Here is an 18,546-nt window from a genome sequence, read left to right as displayed (position 1 = left end):
GGTGTCCACAACAGCACGTACCCAACGATGGGTACTGAGCTGATGCTGCCCTGTCACAAACAAATCGCCGTCGCTTCACGGGTGTTTGATATGGAACAGTGCAAAGTCGCGTAGAGCCTACGCAAACGTCCCCCACGTTCCGCGACGACTTCCCGCCCAGACCTGGCGCCCATTCGGGCGCGGCCGGCGTCTGCCCGACTGATTCAGAGAAGTTCACCATGGCCCTCGACCTTGTCGCCGATTCCCTGCACGATCCCGTTGCAGAAACTGTCCTGCCCGCCCTCGACCTGATGCCGATTGGCACCCGTCGTGGCCCGTCACAGCCGGTTGAACTGCCGGAGCTGGTGCAGCGGGTCCTGTTCGTGGCGACGGAGATGGCGGACTTCATCAAGGCCGGCGGCCTGGGTGATGTGGCGGCCGCGCTGCCGCGTGCGGTGCGCAGCGGCTGTGATGCGCGCGTGCTGTTGCCGGGCTATCCCGAAGTGCTGCAGCGCCTGCCGCATCTGCGTGAAGTAGGTCGCGTCGCCGGGCGTGCCGGGCTGCCGGCCTGCACCGTGGCCATGGCGTTGCAGGCCGATGGTCTTCCGATCTATGTGCTGCTGTCGCCCACGCTGTATGAACGCGAGGGTTCGCCCTATGTGGATGCGCAGGGCCGCGAATGGCAGGACAACGCAGTGCGTTTTGCCACCTTGTCCCATGCCGCTGCGGAACTGGCCGCCGGTCGGGCCGGGCTGGACTGGACGCCGCAGCTGTTGCACCTGAACGACTGGCCGGTGGCGATGGCCGCCGCCTATGTGCGCTGGGATCGCACTGCGGTGCCGACCCTGCTGACCATCCACAACCTGGCCTACCAGGGTCTGTTCCCGTTTGCTCTGGCGCCGACCCTCGGCGTGCCTGCGGAGCATCTGGACGAGCTGCACTTCCACGGCCACATGTCGTTCCTGCAGGGCGGCATCGCCAATGCCACCCGCCTGAACACGGTCAGCCTTCGCTATGCGCAGCAGATCACCGCTGCCGAGGACGGCTGTGGCCTGCACGAACTGCTGGCGCGACGCGCTGCCGGTGGCCACCTCAGTGGCATCGTCAATGGCATTGACGCCAGCTGGGATCCGCGACGCGATATTCACTTGAAGGCCCGCTTCAGCATCGGCCAGTGCGCGGGTCGTGAAGAGAATGCGGAGGCCGTGCGCCAGGCCTTCGGGCTGCAGCCCTCGCAGGGTCCGCTGTTCGCCGTTGTCTCGCGCCTGGTCCATCAGAAGGGCCTGGACATCACCTGTGACGTCGCCCCGCAGATTGTGGCCGCCGGTGGCCAGCTGGTGGTGATCGGCGGTGGCGAGCCGCAGGTGGAGGCGCAGGTGAAGGCTCTGGCACAGCGCTACCCCGGGCGGGTCGGCGCCTTCATCGGCTTCGAGGAGGGCCTGGCACGGCAGATGTTCGCCGGCGCTGACTTCCTGCTGATGCCTTCACGCTTCGAACCCTGCGGTCTCAGCCAGATGTATGCGCAGCGGTTCGGTTGCCTGCCGGTCGCGCATGCGACGGGCGGCCTGGTCGATACGGTTGAGGACGGTGTGACCGGTTTCCTGTTCCATGGCGCCAATGCCGATGGGCTTCGCCGCTGCGTGGAGCGGGCGATGCGCACGTTCCGGCTGCCGGCGCTGATGCATGCGATGCGACGTGCGGCGATGCTGCGTCCGGGCGGTTGGGAAACCGCCGGCAAGGCCTACCTGGCGCTGTACCAGCAGACCTGCCAGGTGGCTGCATGAGTGACCAAGGACGGGGTGCGGTGGCGTTCGACTACGACGCGGTGACGCAGGGTGTTGCGGTTTCGCCGATGCCGGCCGAGTTGCAGGCGCTGGCAGAGGGTCGCCCGGCCGATGCGTTTGCCTGGTTGGGCCCGCATGACGATGGCAACGGCTACCGTGTTATCCGCGCGCTGGTGCCAAACGCACGCCGGGTGGAGGTGATCGAGGGCAGCGGCCGCCGGTGGGACCTTCGTAGCACTGATCTGCCGGGCCTGTTCGAGGGGCGCGCCGGTGCCGACGCGATTCCGCTGCTGGCGTTGCACTTCCCCGACCGCGTCGAGCAGGTGCACGACGCATATGCGTTCGGCCCGCTGCTGGATGAGGCGCTGCTGCAGCGTATTCACCAGGGTGATGCCGAAGCGGTGCGCGCACTGGGCGCTACCGAAATGACCGTTGAAGGCATCGAGGGCGTGCGTTTCGCCGTCTGGGCACCGAATGCGCAGCGCGTGGCGGTTGTCGGCGACTTCAATGCCTGGGACGGTCACCGCAACCCGATGCGGCTGCGCCATGCTGCCGGCGTGTGGGAGCTGTTCATCCCCGGGGTCCAGCCGGAGGCGTGCTACAAGTTCCGTCTGATCGGAGCAGACGGCCAGACCCTGCCCGACAAACTCGACCCGATGGCACGCTGGGCCGAGCGCTCACCCGCCACCGCCTCACGCGTGGTGTCTGCCGCGCCGCTGCAGTGGACCGACCAGGCCTGGCTGCAGCGCCGCAGGCAACAGGGTGTCAACGCGCCGTTGTCCATCTATGAAGTGCACGCGGGATCCTGGCAGCGCGCCGAGGACGGCAGCGTGCTGGACTGGGATGCGCTGGCGGATCGGCTGATCCCCCACGTCACCGGGCTGGGCTTCACCCACATCGAGCTGCTGCCGATCAGTGAGCATCCCTTTGGTGGCTCCTGGGGCTACCAGCCGCTGGGGATCTACGCACCGACGGCGCGCTACGGCGCCCCGGAAGCCTTTGCCCGCTTCGTGGACCGCTGTCACCAGGCCGGCCTGGGCGTGATCGTCGATTGGGTCAGCGCGCATTTCCCGGATGATGCCCACGGCCTGGCGCGCTTCGATGGCACCGCCCTGTACGAGCACGCCGATCCCCGCGAGGGCAAGCATGCCGACTGGGACACGCTGATCTACAACTACGGCCGCAACGAAGTGTCGGCCTACCTGATCGGCAGCGCGCTGGAGTGGATCGAGCATTTCCACATCGACGGTCTGCGCGTGGATGCAGTGGCGTCGATGCTGTATCGCGATTACAGCCGGCCGGAGGGGCAGTGGGTGCCCAATGCACAGGGCGGCCGCGAGAACCTGGAGGCGGTGGCCTTCCTGCAGCGCATGAACGAGACCCTGCGCGAGCGTTTCCCGGACGTGCTGGTGATTGCCGAAGAGAGCACGGCCTGGCCGGGCGTGACCAACGCGGTGGCCGACGGCGGGCTGGGTTTCACCCACAAATGGAACATGGGCTGGATGCATGACACGCTGCACTACCTGCAGCGCGACCAGGTGCATCGCCCGCATCACCACAGCGAGGTCAGCTTCGGCCTGGTGTATGCCTTCTCCGAGCGTTTCGTGTTGCCGCTGTCGCATGACGAGGTGGTCCACGGCAAAGGCTCGCTGCTCAACAAGATGGCGGGCGACCGTGCCCAGCAGTTCGCCCAGTTGCGCGCCTACTACGCCTTCATGTGGGCACACCCGGGCAGCAAACTCCTGTTCATGGGGGGCGAGTTCGGCCAAGCGGGCGAGTGGGCGCACCAGCGCGGGCTGGAATGGGAGCAGGCCGCGACCGCCGAAGGCGGCGGTTTGATGCGTCTGGTCGGTGATCTGAACGCACAGCTGCGGCACCAGCCCGCACTGCATCGCGATGAGCGCGACGAGCGCGGCTTTGCCTGGAGTGTGGCCGATGACAGCCGCAACAGCGTCTACGCCTTCATCCGGCAGGATCCGGCCGGCGAGGCACCGGCGATGCTGGTGGTCAGCAATTTCACGCCCGTGCGCCGCGAGGGCTACCGCGTTGGCGTACCCGAGTCCGGCCTGTGGTCGGAGCGGTTGAACACTGACAGCCACTATTATGCAGGCGGCAACGCAGGCAACCTGGGGGCGGTGGCCACCGACGCGCGGCCGATGCATGGGCACGCGCAATCACTGCGGCTGACCCTGCCGCCGATGTCGACGCTGTACCTGCAGGTTGTCGCATGACCGCTGCCGCTCGTCTGGGTGCGTGGCCAACGGGCGCGGGCATGGTGGAGTTCAGGCTCTGGGCGCCCGATATCGGCCAGGTGGCACTGGTGCTTGGCGGGGCCGCGCTACCGATGCTCCGGCAGCCCGATGGCCTGCATTGGATCCGCACGACGGCGGCGGAGGGTGATCGTTACCGCTTTCGCCTGCCGGATGGCAGCGAGGTGCCGGATCCCGCTTCGCGCTGGCAGCCCGAGGGTGTTGAAGGCCCCAGTGCCGTCCTGACCGAGGATGCCTATGTCTGGCAGACGCGGGACTGGCGCGGCGTGGCCTGGCCGGACATGGTGATCTACGAGGTGCACGTGGAAGCGGCCGGCGGGTTCGCCGCGCTGACGGGGCAGCTGCCGATGCTGGCGGCGACGGGCATCACCGCCATCGAGCTGATGCCGGTGGCGCAGTTTCCAGGCAGCCGCAACTGGGGCTATGACGGTGTATTTCCTTATGCCCCGGCACAAGCCTATGGCGGACCAGAAGCACTGAAGCGATTCGTCGATGCGGCGCATGCCGCCGGCCTGGCAGTGCTGCTGGATGTGGTCTACAACCACTTCGGGCCGCAGGGCAACCATCTGGCACAGTATGCCAAGGGCTTCTTCCACAGCGGCCGCAGCACGCCGTGGGGTGAGGCCATCGACTTCGAACAACCGCATGTGCAGCGGTTCTTCATCGACAACGCGCTGATGTGGCTGCAGGAGTACCGGTTTGACGGGCTGCGCCTGGATGCGGTGCACGCCATTGATGATGACCGCTTCCTGCAGCAGCTCAGCGATGCGATCCGCACCGAGGTGCCGCTCGCGCACCTGGTGCTGGAGAACGAGCGCAACCAGGCGCGATGGCTGCGGGGCGCCTACCAGGCGCAGTGGAATGACGACTTCCACAATGCGCTTCATGTGCTGCTGACCGGGGAGCACGAAGGCTATTACGCTGCCTACGCCGGCCGCGCCGAAGCGCTGCTGGCGCGCTGCCTGGCCCAGGGCTTTGCCTGGCAGGGCGAGCCCGACCTGCGTGGCGAGGCGCGCGGCGAGCCCAGTGGCGACCTGCCGCCGTCCCGTTTCGTGGTGTTCGCGCAGAACCATGACCAGGTCGGCAACCGTGCCTTCGGCGAACGGTTGAGCCAGTTGCTGGACCCGCCGGCGTTGCGCATGGCCACAGCGCTGACCGTGCTGACACCCATGGTGCCGCTGCTGTTCATGGGCGAGCCGTGGCAGGCCACCTCTCCGTTCCTGTTCTTCACCGATTACCAGGCGCCGCTGGACGGAGCGGTGCGCGAAGGGCGTCGGCGCGAGTTCGCCGGCTTCAGCGCATTTGCCGACGCCGCCTCGCGGGCGCGGATTCCCGACCCGAATGATCCTGCGACGTTGCAGGCCTCGTATGTGCCGCCACCTGGCGCCGGATTTGCGGCACAGGACTCGCTGGCATGGCTTCGCGATCTGCTCGCCCTGCGCCGACACTGCCTGCAGCCCGGCCTCGAGCAGGCGCGCTCGCTGGGCGCAATGGTGCTCGGAACTGGCGCCGTGCAGGCGGGATGGCAGCTGCCTGCCGGGCAGTGGTGGATCGCCATCAACGCAGGGCCTGCCGAAGTGCCGCACTCGCTGCCTGACGGAGAATCGCTGCTGGATCTGCCCACCGGCCCGTTGCTGCAGGCGTGCGGTGGTCTGCAGCTGCGCTGGCTGCCGGCATGAGCGGCGATGCAGCGCTACAGGCAGTCGCGCGTTCTGCGGGGCTGATGCCGCAGTGGGAGGATGTTTCCGGGCGCCGCTGCGAGGTGGCGCCGGAGGTGCTGCGTGCTGTGCTTCGGGTGCTGCAGCCACAAGCAGAAGCGACGGCTGCGCCACTGCACACCGCGATCTGCGGAGAGGCGGTGGTCCTGCCTGGCGCTGCAGGCGCGGCGTGCTGGGTCGATGAGACCGGCCAGCAGCGCGACGCGCGCCAGGATGCGGCTGGCCGATGGCCGGTGCCGCTGCAGCCCGGCTACTGGCATTGGCAGCAGGGGCCGCGACGCATCGCGGTGGCCGTCGCACCGCAGAAGGCATGGTGGCCCGCGCATCTTGACCGTGGCTGGGGCTTGGCGGCGCAGGTCTACAGCCTGCGCTGCGCAGGCGATGCCGGCATCGGTGACAGCGCCGGCTGTGCACCCTGGCTGCAGCGGCTGCGCCAGCACGGTGGGCAGGCGCTTGCGCTCAGCCCGATGCACGCCGGCTTGCCGCCGGGTGCCGGCTTGCCGCCGGGTGCTGGCTACAGTCCATATTCGCCCGGTGACCGGCGCTGGTTGGACCCGCTGCAGGCTTCTCTGCTGCAGGCGGTGCCCGATGCCGCCCGCGCCGTGCTGGCGGAGGATCCTGCGCTGGCCGAGGCGGTGAACGCCGCCACTGCCGCGCGGCGCATCGATTGGCCCGGTGCGGCTGACCTCAAGTGGTGCTGGCTGCGCGCGGCGCGGCTGCAGCTGCAGCACGCGCAACCCGATCTGTGGGCCGAAGTCTGCCAGTGGCAGGCCGACGCTGGCGCGGCGCTGCAGGACTACTGCTTGCTGGCGGCCGATTCGCGAAGCGGGGACGCGCAGGACCACGCCTTCGCACAATGGGTGGCGCAGCGCTGCTGGACGGACCTGCACTCGCAGGCGCGCAGCAACGGCGCGGCCATCGGCCTGATCGCCGATCTGGCGGTGGGCTGCGCACCCGACGGTGCCGAAGCGCGAACGCAGGCCCACGTCATGCTGGCCGGCCTGGAGCTGGGTGCGCCACCTGATGCCTTCAATACCCGGGGCCAGGCGTGGGGCATCACCGGCTTCTCGCCGCTGGCCCTGCGCAGGCAAGGGTATGCGCCCTTCATCCACCTGCTGCGGGCGGTCATGGCCGGCCGTGGTGGCGTGCGCATCGACCATATCCTTGGCCTGCACCGGCTGTGGGTGCTGCCGCAGGGCGCCTCCGCCCGCGACGGGGTCTATCTGCAGTTTCCGCTGCAGGATCTGTTGAACCTGCTGGTGCTGGAATCCTGGCGGCACCAGTGCCTGGTGATCGGTGAGGACTTGGGTGTGGTTCCGGCAGGTATCCGCCAGCAGCTGGCCGCGCGCGGCGTGCTGGGTGTGGATGTCCTGCCGTTCACCCGTGATGCGGCGGGCTTCCTGCCTGCCGGACGTTGGCGCCGCGACGCGGTCGCCATGCCGTCCACCCACGATCTGCCGCCGCTGGCCGGCTGGCTGCGCGGGCGTGACCTGCGCTGGCGGGCACGCCTGGGCGAAATCGAAGACCTCCCTGCAGCACTGGCGCAGCGGCGCCACGATGCCGCGGCAATGGCCGACCTGATTCATGGAGATTGCGTGGAAGACGATGCACTGGGCCTGCTGTCCAGGACCCCCTCGCGGCTGGCCCTGCTTCCACTGGAAGACGCGCTGGGACTGCGTACACAGGTCAACCTGCCGGGTACCGTCGGCGGTCATCCGAACTGGCGGCGGCGCCTGCCGCTGCACTGGAATGAGGCCGGCCTGCAGTCGCGGCTGCAGCGCATCAGCGCGGGTCGCGACGGAGGCCACGCATGACCGCACTTCGCGCGACCGCACGCCTGCAGCTGCATGCCGGCTTTGATTTCGACGCCGCAGCGGCACAGGCGGACTACTTCGCCACGCTGGGCGTCAGTCACCTGTATCTGTCACCCATCGCCGCAGCGATGCCGGGCTCCACGCACGGTTACGACGGCATTGATCCGACCCGGATCAACCCGGAACTGGGCGGCGAGGACGGCTTCCTGCGGTTGGCCAGCCGCGCCCGCGAGCGTGGGCTGGGGCTGCTGCTGGATATCGTGCCCAACCATCTGGCCGCCGCGCCGCAGAATCCGTGGTGGTCGGACGTGCTGATGCACGGGCGCCGCAGCCGCCACGCGCAGTGGTTCGACATCGACTGGGAGGCAGCTGGCGCGTGCCAGCGACTCTGGCTGACCGTGCTTGACCGACCGCTGCAGGAGGCCGTCAAGGCTGGCGTTCTGCGGGTGGAGGACATCAAGGACCAGCCTTTCCTGGTCCATCATGATCTTCGCCTGCCGTTGTCCCCGCGCAGCTATCCGCTGCAGCCTGGCGCCCGCCAAGGCTGGGTCGAGCGCTGCAACCGCTCCGCAGAGCGCATGCACATGCTGCTGCAGCGCCAGCACTATCACTTGGCCTGGTGGCGCACCGGGGGCGACCAGGTCAATTACCGGCGTTTCTTCGACATCACCTCGCTGGCCGCGTTGCGGATCGAGCGCGAGGACGTCTTCGATGCCGTGCATGCGCTGCCGCTGCGGCTGGTGCGCGAGCGCTGGGTGGATGGCCTGAGGATTGACCACATCGATGGCCTGGCCGATCCGGGGGGCTACCTGCAGCGGCTGCGCGCACATCTCGATGCCGTCGCAGAAGCAGGCGGTCGTCGTGGTGCGGACATCACCCTGCACGTGGAAAAGATCCTCGCCGAGGGTGAGGCACTGCCCGCTGGCTGGGCGTGCGACGGCACCACTGGCTACGACTTCATGGATCAGGCCGGTGCGTGGCTGCATGAACAGACGTCGGCGCAGACCTTGAGTGAGCAGTGGCAGGCGCGCTCAGGCGACACGCGTGGTCTGGAGCAAGTGCAGCAGGCGGCACGCGATGCACTGCTGGATGGATCGCTGCACGCAGACCTGCAGCGACTGCTGGTCTGTGTACGGCAGACAGTCGGTGAGGCGGCATGCCGCGGTGACATCAGCGATGCGATGCTGCGCCGAGCACTCTGCACGCTGCTGCGGCGCTATCCGGTCTACCGCCCCTATACGCTGCAGACGCCGGCCGAGCGGAATGTCCTGGCCAAGGCCGAAGCGGCTGCCGTGCAGGGTCTCGACGCCGCGGGGCGCGCGGCCGTGAGCCTGCTGGTCAGCGCACTGCAGTCGCCCGAGAGCCAAGAACTGCGCGTGCGGTTCGGCCAACTCTCGGCACCGCTCAATGCCAAGGCGGTGGAAGACACGGCGTTCTATCGCTACTACCGTGCGATGTCACGCAACGAAGTCGGCAGCGATCCGCAGCGCATCGCCCTTGAGGGCGATGCACTGGTTGAACTCGCCCAGGTGCGTGCGCGCCAGCATCCGTTGGCGATGCTGGCCCTGGCCACGCACGACCATAAACGCGGCCCGGATGCGCGTGCGCGCTTGGCGCTGATCAGCAGCGACGTCGGTGCATGGCAGTCGGCGCTGGCGGAGTGGGAGCAGCAGTGCGCGGCGGCAGGGATGCCGATGCCATTGCCCGCTGCCGAAAGCTATGCACTGTGGCAGGCGCTGGTCGGCGCCTGGCCGATGCACGGTGCGCCCGCTGCGGACTTCCCACAGCGCATGGACCAGTGGCTGCGCAAGGCGCTGCGGGAGGGCAAGCGGATCAGCAGCTGGCTCGATCCCGATCTCGCCGTCGAAGAGGCCGTGCAGCAGTGGCTGCAGGCCTTGATGCACGCCAGCGAACTGCAGGGCGTGCGCGATGCGCTGGCTGGTTTCGTGAGGATGATGGCGGCCGCCGGTGCCAGCAACGGACTGGCACAGCTGTGCCTGCAGCTGTGCCTGCCGGGTGTTCCCGATATCTACCAGGGCACCGAGTTCTGGGATCTCAGTCTGGTCGATCCGGACAACCGACGCCCCGTGGATTTCGCACAGCGCGCACAGGCATTGGCCGATGATCGATCGTGGTCGGAGTTGCTGCAGGACTGGCACGAAGGCGCACCGAAGATGCGCCTGCTTTCGCAGCTGCTGCAGCTGCGGCGCGCGCATCCGGCCTTGTTCCTGCGCGGCACGCTGCAGGACCTGTCCGATTCCGCTTCGGCAAATCTGGTCTTCGTGCGCGAGCACGCGGGGCAGGTGCTGCTGGTGGCAGTGCGCAGGGCGAGTGCCTGGCGATGCCCCGGTCCCGCCCTTGCATGGATAGAGGATGCTGAGCAGCGCGTGTCTGAGCTGCCGCAACGAACGATGCACAACGTGCTGGACGGTCGCACGGAGATTTTCAACGGTTCCGCCTCGGATGCACTGCTGTTTGCCGGCAGCCCCGTTGCGGTGTGGATCAGCCAGGAGAGTGGGGCAGATGGACAGCAGTGAGCGACGCCGCCGCATCGAGATGCTTGCGCACCAGATCTGGGAGGCTGAGGGCCGCCCGGATGAACAGGAACGACGTCATTGGCACATGGCCGAGCGGTTGGTGGAAGCAGAGATAGCAGCGCTTCATGCGGGTAAGGACGAGAACGATGGCAACCCGTAAGTGGGCACAGAGCTCGCGCGTTCGCGAGGGCAGGCCGTTCCCGCTGGGTGCGACCTGGGATGGGCTGGGAGTGAATTTCGCGCTGTATTCGCGCCATGCCACCAAGGTCGAGCTGTGCCTGTTCGATGCGCGAAACCGCGAGATCGAGCGCATCGCGCTGCCGGAGTACACCAACGAGGTGTGGCACGGCTACCTGCCGGATGTGCGTCCGGGACAGCGCTACGGCTATCGCGTGCATGGCGCCTATGCACCGCAGGATGGACACCGCTTCAATCCGAACAAGCTGCTGCTGGATCCGTACGCCAAGCAGATCGTCGGCGAGATCAAGTGGGCGCCGCATCTGTTCGGCTATACGCTGGGACACCGTGATGCCGATCTGAGCTTCGACCGCCGCGACAGCGCGCCGTACATGCCGCGCTGCGCGGTGATCGATCCGGCGTTCAGCTGGGGTAGCGAGCGCGCGCCAGCAACGCCCTGGGACCGGTCGGTCATCTACGAAGCACACGTGCGTGGACTGACCATGCAGCATCCGGGCGTCCCCCAGGCCGAGCGCGGCACCTTCTCGGCGCTGCGGCACGATGCGGTGGTGGACCATCTGGTGCATCTGGGGGTGACGGCCATCGAGCTGCTGCCGGTGCATGCCTACGTTGATGACCAGCAGCTGCTGGAGCGCGGCCTGCGCAATTACTGGGGCTACAACACCATCGGCTTCTTCGCGCCGCAGCCGCGCTACCTGTCGCTGGAGACGGTGGCCGAGTTCAAGCAGATGATCGCTCGCCTGCACAGTTCGGGCATCGAAGTAATCCTCGACGTGGTCTACAACCACACCGCCGAAGGCAATGAACTGGGGCCGACGCTCTCGTTTAAGGGCATCGACAACGCCAGCTACTACCGGCTGGCTGAGGACCGCCGCTTCTACATCAACGATACCGGCACCGGCAACACCTTCGACCTGACCAACGCCGGCGCCCTGCGCATGGTGATGGATTCGCTGCGCTACTGGGTGACCGAGATGCGCGTCGATGGCTTCCGCTTCGACCTGGCCACCATCCTCGGGCGCGAGCGCCATGGCTTTGATCCGTCGGGCAGCTTCCTCGATGCGGTGCGCCAGGACCCGGTGCTGAGCCAGGTGAAGCTGATCGCCGAGCCGTGGGACATCGGCCCCGGCGGCTACCAGCTGGGTCAGTTCCCGCCGGGATGGGCCGAGTGGAATGACCGGTTCCGTGACACCACCCGTGCGCTGTGGCGCGGGGATGCGGGCCAGTTGCCGGAGTTCGCGGCCCGCTTCACCGGGTCTGCGGACCTGTTCGACCATCACGGCCGCCGGCCCTCGGCCAGCATCAACCTCGTCACCGCGCACGACGGCTACACCCTGCATGACCTGGTGAGCTACAACGACCGCCACAACGAGGCCAATGGCGAGGACAACCGCGATGGCCATTCCCACAACCTGTCGTGCAACCACGGCGTGGAAGGCGATACCGACGATGCGGGCATCCTTGCCCTGCGTTCGCGGCAGATGCGCAACCTGCTGGGCACGCTGCTGCTCGCGCAGGGTACGCCGATGCTGCTGGCCGGCGATGAGTTCGGCCATTCGCAGCAGGGCAACAACAATGCCTACTGCCAGGACAATCCGCTGAGCTGGATCGACTGGGAGTGCGCGGCGCAGCCGGGTCCTCAGGCGCAGGCGGCCTTCGTGCGGCGCGCGTTGGCGTTGCGCCGGCGCTATGGGCTGCTGCGGCGCAATCGCTTCCTGACCGGTGACTTCGACGCGTCGCTCGGAATGCGCGACATCGAGTGGCGGCGCCCCGATGGGGAGCCGATGGGCGAGGGCGACTGGCACAACCCCGAGCAGCGGGCGTTGCTGATCGTGCTGGACGGCCGCAGCCCGGACAGCGGACTGCGCGAGCCCGGGCGCCATGTCAGCCTGGCCCTGCTGCTGAACCCCAGCGAGCAGGAGCAGCGGTTCCGGCCCTCCGACGACACGCTGGCGTTCCGTCGCGTGGTCCTGCAGACCGACGACGCGCCACTGGAGATGGATGGGGAGGGACAATGGACGTTGCCCGCCCGCAGCCTGTGCCTGCTGGCATCCAGCAGCGCAGGGTGATGGCGCGGCAGGGGTAGCGCCGGGCCATGCCCGGCGGATGCCAATTCACCCCAGGACGTAGCGCAGCACGCCCGCCGACACCACGCCAATCAGCACCGTCGGCAGCATCGACAAGCGGGTGGCGGCCAGCAGGGTGATCGCCAGTGCCGCGAGGTCGGCCGGGTTGTCCGCCACGAAGTCCGGTGCGATCACCGAGATCAGCACGCAGCCCGGCGCGGCCTCCATCACCGTCACCGCCCGCTTGCTCAAGGTGCGGTTGCGCAGGGCGAGGAAGCCGACGATGCGGGTGAGATAGGTTACCGCGGCCATCATTGCGATGGTCAGCAGCGCGGTCCAGTGGATCAGTCCGCCAAGGATCATGCTGCGTCCTCCGCCAGCAGCCACGCCGCGGCCAGGCCAGCCAACGCGCCGCTGGCCACGTACCAGGCGCCGGGCACCAGCAGATAGGTGCCCGCAGCCACCACCAGGCTCACCAGCCAGGGTCGGGCGGGCTTCATGCCCTGCCACATGCCTCGCAGCAGGACCAGGAACACCGCCGGGAAGGCCATGTCGAAGCCATAGGCATGGATGTCGCCCAGCAGGGGCCCGACCAGCGCGCCGAGGGTCGTGCACACCACCCAGATGGTGTAGAGGCCGGCCGAGACACCGAGGTAATAGGCGAGGCTGAAGCCCAGCCCCCGGCGGCGTGCATCGGCCACGCCCAGTGCCCAGCTCTCATCGCACATGAAGAACAGCGCGGGCACTACCCGGCGCCGGGGCAGGTGCTGCAGCAGCGGGGCCAGGCTGGCGCCCATCAGCAGGTGGCGACTGTTGACCAGTGCGGTGATGGCCACGATCAGCGCGATGTGCGGCGGCGAGGTCCATAGCTCGACGGCGGCGAATTCCGAGCCGCCGGCGAAATTGAGGCCGGTCATCAGCGGTACTTCCAGTGCGCTCAGACCCTTCTGTGCGGCCTGGGCACCCAGCACCAGGGCAAACGGCAGGAAGCCGATCATCACCGGGATGGCGGCGCGCAGGCCGCGCAGGAATTCGGCACGCGGCGCGGTGTCGCACGCGGGGTCGGGCAGGGGCGGGGTGGTGCGGGCGTCCATGGAGCGATCGCGTATGTGGGGACGACCATGCTAGCGGCGAAGGCGCAGAATCGGGTTGCGTTCATGCCGTAATGATCCGACTATTTGAAATCCTGTGCGCCTCTATGCCAATCCGGTGAAATGCCATGCAGAACGAGCTTGACGCCCTCGACCGTCGCATCCTCGATGCCCTGCAGCGCGATGGCCGGCTGCAGAACCTGGAGCTCGCCCGCCAGGTGGGCCTGTCACCGTCCGCGTGCCTGCGCCGGGTGCGGCTGCTGGAGGAGGGCGGCTTCATCGATCGCTTCGTGGCGCTGCTGAACCCGGCCAAGGTGGGCCGGGGGTTCACCGTGTTCGTGCGGGTGTGGCTGCGCGGGCAGGACGAGGACACCACCAATCACTTCATCAACAGCATCAAGTCGTTCCCGGAAGTGCTCGAGTGCCACCTGATGGCGGGTGACTGCGATTTCCTGTTGCGGGTGGCGGTGGCTGATCTCGATGCCTACCGCCAGTTCCAGATCCGGCACCTGAACCGGATCGCTGGCGTGCAGAACACCAAGACCGAGATCCCGATGCAGCGGATCAAGCAGACCACCGAGCTGCCGCTCTGAGCTCTGGCCCTCAGCCGGCCTGGCCGCGCTCACTGGTGATGCGGGCGCCTTCGCGCATCACCAGGGTCACCGGGGTCTTTTCCACCACCTCCAGCAACCGCGACCACTGCGCATCGCACAGCTCGGCGCCGGCATGCAGCACCCGGTGTACGTGCAGGCGCCCATCCTCGTCGCGCTCGGAGCGCAGTTCGGCGTGGAACTCGCCCAGCTCCCAGCCCTTGCGCTGGGCATACATGCGCAGGGTTATGGCGGTGCACGACGCCAGTGAGGCCAGGTACAGATCGAAGGGCGCGAAGCCGCGGCCCTGTCCGCCCAGCGTGGCCGGTTCATCGGTGTCGACACAATAGGTGCCGTTGCTGACGTGATGCAGATAGTTGTCGGCAGTGGAGATGATGCGGGCGTAAGCCATGGCGGGGCAGGAAAAGGGAGTGGAGGCCGGGAAATGGTACCCCCGCCGGCGGCCTGGTGGGGGTGTCTGCGCGCGGTCGTCACACGCTCTTGTAGGTCGATTGGCCACCCTTTGCCTGCAACAGTCGGAGGTGCCGTCTGAAGAGGAGCGTTGTACGTGTTGGAAGCCGTTGATAACCCGGGCCTGAGAGGGGTACGCGTGCTGGTGGCGGAGGATGAGTTCGCCATCGCCATGTTCCTGGTCGACTATCTGGAACTGAAGGGCGCGCACATCGTCGGGCCCGCCGGCGACCTTGCCGCGCTGGGCACGCTGGTGGATGAGCAGCCCATCGATGTGGCCCTGCTGGATATCAATCTGGGCGGCCAGCAGGTCTACCCCCTGGCGGACCGCCTGGTCGAAGCCGGCATCCCCTTCCTGCTGACCTCGGGCTATGACGACAACGTGCCCAGCCGGTTCGCCGACGTCCCGCGCTGCGCCAAGCCTTATCACATCCAGGCCCTGGCCCAGCAGCTGGAGACGCTGGTGCAGGCCACGCGAGCTGGCGCAGGTGGCCATTGAAGCCTGCGCATGGGTAGCCGATTGCAGATGAGTTCGCCCGTGGCGACGACGCCCCTGCTGCCGACGTCTCCGCCCCTGCACACGCTGCGTGGTGGCATGGCCGAGCGGGTCGCCGCACACGACTGGTCGGCGACGCCTCTGGGTCCACGCGATGCGTGGGCCCCGCACCTGCGGGCCACGGTCGACCTGATGCTGGCCCACGGCTTCCCGATGATCGTGCTGTGGGGCGAGGAACTGGTCCAGCTGTACAACGATGGCTATGCCGAGATCCTGGCAGACAAGCACCCGGGCGGCCTCGGCCAGGCCACGCGCATCTGCTGGCCGGAGGTGTGGCACATCAACGGCCCCATCTATGCCCGCGTCTGGCAGGGCGAGACCATCACCTACGAGGACAAGCTCTACCCGCTGGCCCGCCAGGGCGTGCTGGAAGACATCTGGTTCACCATTACCTACAGCCCGATCCGTGACGCCAACGGGCGGATCGAAGGGGTGCTGGTGACCATGTTCGAGACCACGGCCGCGCACACGGCGCACGCCGCGCGGGCGCACGAGCAGCAGCGCCGGCGGCAGAGTGACGAACGGCTGTCACTGGCGTTCCAGATGCTGCCGGTGGGGCTGTGCATCGTCGACACCGAGGGCCAGGTGCTGCAGTCCAACGAGCAGATGCGTGCCTACCTGCCCACCGGTGAGCTCCCTTCGCGCGACCACCAGAACATGCCCCGCTGGCAGGGCTGGCACGAGGATGGCAGGCCGATCGGTCCCGAGGATTTCGCGGTTGCACGTGCGCTGCGGGGCGATACGGTGGTGCCGGGGCTGAAATTCCAGTTCACCCACGAGGATGGACAGGTACGCTGGACGCGTATCGCGGCGGCACCGCTGCGCGATGCGCAGGGCGAGGTCACCGGCGTGTTCGCCATCGTTATCGACATCGACACCCTGAAGCGTGCATCCGAGCGGCAGGCCGTACTGCTGGCCGAGCTGCAGCATCGGGTGCGCAACATCATGGCGATGATCCACGCCATTGCCTGGCGCACGCAGGAAACGGTGGGCAGCGTCGAGGAATATGCAGAGCGCCTGTGCGGCCGGCTGATGTCGCTGGCGCGCACGCAGGCGCTGCTGACCCGCGCCGACAATGCCGGCGTGTGCCTGCGCGGCATGCTGGACGAGGAAATATCGGTGCAGGTGCATCGACCAGACCAGTACGGGCTCGAGGGCCCCGACCTGCTGCTGCCGCCGAAAGCGGCCGAGGTGCTGTCGCTGGCCGTGCATGAGCTGGTGACGAACTCGCTGAAGTACGGCGCCATCAGCAGTAATGGCCGCATCAGCGTGTCGTGGTCCGTGCAGGCGGAGGACGGGGGCAGCCCTTGGCTGGCCCTCCACTGGTGCGAGAACCATGTGACGGTTTCGGACTGGTCGCCGCCGCAGCGGCGGGGCCTGGGCTGCTCGCTCATCGAGAAGCGCGTGCCCTACGAACTGGCGGGGAGTGGTCAGCTGCAGTTCCGCGCTGACGGCGTGGATGCCCATATCCGCTTCCCGTTGCGTGAGCGCGACAGCCTTCTGCAGACGGATGCACCGGCCACGGGGTGAGCAGTGGGGGATGGGGCGCGCCGCGTGCGCGGCCTGTGCGATGATCCGGTGCATTGAAGCCACGGATCAGGATGCAGCACATGAATGAAGGGACGCAGTGGACGGTGCGCAGCCTGCGCGCGCTGGCAATCGGGATGTCATTGGCCATCGCCGGCCCGTCGCTCGCGGCGGAGACGCCGGCCGTCGGTGACGCCACTGCACCGATGAGCTATGACAAGGCACGTCGCACGGCCGAGGCGGCGTTGCGGCTGCATCCCGGTACCGATGCGCGCCGCGACTATCGAGTCCTGTGGGCCGGCAGTGCCGATCTCGACAGCGATGGCCGCGTGGAGGTGCTGTATCTGTACACCGCCACCGAGGCTGCAGCGGGCAGCGCGCAGCTCAACGAGCTGGTGGCGATGACGCCCCTGCGTGACGGTGACCCGCGCGGCCAGGCGGCGGCGCCGGGCAGCAACGTCTATGACGATGAGACCTATGCACTGATCCGCGCCGCTGGTTATGCCGACGACAGCAGCGTGCATGTTCCCGGCGAGGTCGAGTCGATCCGCATGGACGGCGATCGCATCACCGTCAGCTTCACCAGCGAGAAGGGTTCGCGGTTGTGCGAGCGCGTGCGTGGCAAGCCGTCGTGCCCGCCCGAAGGCCGCCAGGAATGGGTCTACCGCTGGGCGCCGGGCACGCTGACCCGTCTGTAGCGTGGAGCTTGCTCGACTGATCCAGCTCGTTGTAGAGCCGAGCCCATGCTCGGCTGCTCCCGCCCTTTGTAGGGTCGAGCAAGCTCGACGCTGCATCGCTCACCGCAGGGCTGGATCATGCGCCTGCAACCGGCTCGTGCAGCGGGCACCGGTTGTGCTGTGACCGGTGCGCACGCGAGGCGGCCATGACGACTTTGCGTGCGCGGTTCAGCGCACCCAACGGTCGATGTGCTTCCAGCGCATGCCATGGGCTGAATGCCAGGCGGTCTTCGACGCCCGGTGATTCCGCATCATCCCAGCTCACCTGGGGTGGAACATGCAGCTCGGCCACGGCAATGAACGGGCTCTGCTCCTGTGGCCACTCCACCGAGGCATCCTCGATGGGCATCGCTTCTTCGTCCCGGCACAGCTGCGCGCACAGCTCCCAGACCAGATCGCCGCGACCGCTCGCAAGCGCCTCCTGGATGGCATCGCGCTGGCTGTCCTCGCTGTTCTCTACTGGTGCACCCTCCAGTGCCTGCAAGGTGGCCGACACCGGGCGCAGGCAGAACTTGGCCACGTAGGGGCCGAAGCGGAACGGCACCTGGCTGAAGAAGGTTTCCCCCATCGGGTGTGTCTGCGGTTCGCCGCCCATCCCCTTGATCCTGCCGCTACCACCGCCCGCGGCTTCCAGCAGCCTTTCGCCGCCGCGCAGGGCGACCGAAATCACCGCCTTGGTGCGCGGCATGCGTTCGGTGGTTGCCGCCAGCAGCTTCGTGGAACGGAGAAAGCCTTTTGGGCCCGGGCTGGTGAAGGCCGGGCCGTTGACCATCAGGAAGTCCTGGCTGTGCTGTTCTTCGCTTTCCGCGACGCGCGCGCCGCCCACACCAAGGATCTTGATGGCGATGGCGCGCGGGGTGGACACCGTGTCCGGCAACTGTTCGGCGGGGGGGGAAGAAAAGCGGACGAGCGCCTCATACGTTGCAGGCGCAGCGAAGAGTCCGTGTGCCAGTTCCTGCGGCAGGCCATCAAAAACCTGCAGCCTGCCCTTGAGCAGCGCCTGGCCTTTTGCATGCACGGCACGACGCGCATGGCCTTCGGCCGCTGCCACCGTGCGGGCCATGCCGAGGAACACCTCGCGAAGTGCTTCTATGGTGTCGGCCTCTTCAGCCTCTGGCTGTTCCATGCCGGCGTGGAAGGGAACGGGGGGAAGTAGCGTGCACATGGCTGGCTCCATCAGGGATGAAACCAGCATGCGTGATTGCGGT

At 67.7% G+C, this 18,546-nt stretch carries 15 protein-coding genes; 11 read left to right on the top strand and 4 right to left on the bottom strand.

Translation table 11 applies throughout. From position 1 onward, the window contains the following. Window positions 1-290: 290 nt before the first annotated feature. Genes glgA through glgX form a run of 7 tightly spaced genes read left to right on the top strand, consistent with a single transcriptional unit; the run spans window position 291 to window position 12,369 of the window. Window positions 291-1,763 (top strand): glycogen synthase GlgA, encoded by a 1,473-nt coding sequence (gene glgA / locus NQ204_RS02595; RefSeq protein WP_116862477.1) that lies wholly within the window; start codon window positions 291-293, stop codon window positions 1,761-1,763. Next, window positions 1,760-3,994 (top strand): 1,4-alpha-glucan branching enzyme, encoded by a 2,235-nt coding sequence (locus tag NQ204_RS02590; RefSeq protein ID WP_256642992.1) that lies wholly within the window; start codon window positions 1,760-1,762, stop codon window positions 3,992-3,994. The genes glgA and NQ204_RS02590 overlap by 4 nt, the downstream gene beginning before the upstream one ends. Further along, entirely contained in the window at window positions 3,991-5,712 is a 1,722-nt protein-coding gene (gene treZ / locus NQ204_RS02585; RefSeq protein WP_116862431.1) for a malto-oligosyltrehalose trehalohydrolase, read from the top strand. The genes NQ204_RS02590 and treZ overlap by 4 nt, the downstream gene beginning before the upstream one ends. After that, complete coding sequence (locus NQ204_RS02580) at window positions 5,709-7,565, top strand: 4-alpha-glucanotransferase (RefSeq protein ID WP_116862430.1); 1,857 nt, start codon at window positions 5,709-5,711, stop codon at window positions 7,563-7,565. Before treZ ends, NQ204_RS02580 begins: the two co-directional genes overlap by 4 nt. Continuing rightward, window positions 7,562-10,102: a malto-oligosyltrehalose synthase gene (gene treY, locus NQ204_RS02575; RefSeq protein ID WP_256642991.1), complete on the top strand. Its 2,541-nt coding sequence runs from the start codon at window positions 7,562-7,564 to the stop codon at window positions 10,100-10,102. The genes NQ204_RS02580 and treY overlap by 4 nt, the downstream gene beginning before the upstream one ends. Beyond that, window positions 10,089-10,262 carry a DUF2934 domain-containing protein gene (locus tag NQ204_RS02570; RefSeq protein WP_116862428.1) on the top strand — a complete coding sequence of 58 codons (174 nt, stop codon included), beginning with the start codon at window positions 10,089-10,091 and terminating at the stop codon, window positions 10,260-10,262. The genes treY and NQ204_RS02570 overlap by 14 nt, the downstream gene beginning before the upstream one ends. Then, entirely contained in the window at window positions 10,228-12,369 is a 2,142-nt protein-coding gene (glgX, locus tag NQ204_RS02565; RefSeq protein ID WP_313207055.1) for a glycogen debranching protein GlgX, read from the top strand. The genes NQ204_RS02570 and glgX overlap by 35 nt, the downstream gene beginning before the upstream one ends. A 45-nt stretch (window positions 12,370-12,414) precedes the next feature. Here glgX and NQ204_RS02560 read toward each other — a convergent pair whose 3' ends face one another. Both NQ204_RS02560 and NQ204_RS02555 read right to left on the bottom strand, forming a co-directional pair. After that, window positions 12,415-12,729, bottom strand: a complete 315-nt coding sequence (locus tag NQ204_RS02560; RefSeq protein ID WP_116862426.1) for an AzlD family protein — start codon at window positions 12,727-12,729, stop codon at window positions 12,415-12,417. Then, complete coding sequence (locus NQ204_RS02555) at window positions 12,726-13,460, bottom strand: AzlC family ABC transporter permease (protein ID WP_116862425.1); 735 nt, start codon at window positions 13,458-13,460, stop codon at window positions 12,726-12,728. Before NQ204_RS02555 ends, NQ204_RS02560 begins: the two co-directional genes overlap by 4 nt. Before the next feature lie 125 nt (window positions 13,461-13,585). On the opposite strand from NQ204_RS02555, the gene NQ204_RS02550 reads away from it, so the two are divergent. Continuing rightward, entirely contained in the window at window positions 13,586-14,050 is a 465-nt protein-coding gene (locus tag NQ204_RS02550) for an Lrp/AsnC family transcriptional regulator (protein ID WP_116862424.1), read from the top strand. Window positions 14,051-14,060: 10 nt separating this feature from the next. Here the strand turns inward: NQ204_RS02550 and NQ204_RS02545 are convergent, their stop codons facing one another. Then, window positions 14,061-14,459 (bottom strand): OsmC family protein, encoded by a 399-nt coding sequence (locus NQ204_RS02545; RefSeq protein WP_116862423.1) that lies wholly within the window; start codon window positions 14,457-14,459, stop codon window positions 14,061-14,063. 156 nt (window positions 14,460-14,615) lie between these two features. Here NQ204_RS02545 and NQ204_RS02540 point away from each other — a divergent pair, with 156 nt between their 5' ends. The 3 genes from NQ204_RS02540 to NQ204_RS02530 all read left to right on the top strand — a co-directional run bounded on the left by NQ204_RS02540 (window position 14,616) and on the right by NQ204_RS02530 (window position 17,299). Further along, window positions 14,616-15,017: a response regulator gene (locus NQ204_RS02540; protein ID WP_116862476.1), complete on the top strand. Its 402-nt coding sequence runs from the start codon at window positions 14,616-14,618 to the stop codon at window positions 15,015-15,017. Between the two features lie 96 nt (window positions 15,018-15,113). Beyond that, a complete protein-coding gene (locus NQ204_RS02535) occupies window positions 15,114-16,604 on the top strand; it encodes a sensor histidine kinase (protein ID WP_256643002.1) in 1,491 nt (496 codons plus the stop codon). A gap of 80 nt (window positions 16,605-16,684) precedes the next feature. Then, the gene (locus NQ204_RS02530) at window positions 16,685-17,299 is read left to right on the top strand and encodes a hypothetical protein (protein WP_133249373.1); all 615 of its coding nucleotides are present in this window, start codon (window positions 16,685-16,687) and stop codon (window positions 17,297-17,299) included. 115 nt (window positions 17,300-17,414) lie between these two features. Here the strand turns inward: NQ204_RS02530 and NQ204_RS02525 are convergent, their stop codons facing one another. Continuing rightward, window positions 17,415-18,533: a catalase family protein gene (locus NQ204_RS02525; RefSeq protein WP_243402608.1), complete on the bottom strand. Its 1,119-nt coding sequence runs from the start codon at window positions 18,531-18,533 to the stop codon at window positions 17,415-17,417. Between the last annotated feature and the right edge of the window lie 13 nt (window positions 18,534-18,546).

The organism is Stenotrophomonas testudinis, from assembly GCF_024499815.1.
Taxonomy (GTDB): Bacteria; Pseudomonadota; Gammaproteobacteria; order Xanthomonadales; family Xanthomonadaceae; genus Stenotrophomonas.
Note: the sequence above shows the minus strand (reverse complement) of the source record. Positions and strands in the feature narration are given on the sequence as shown.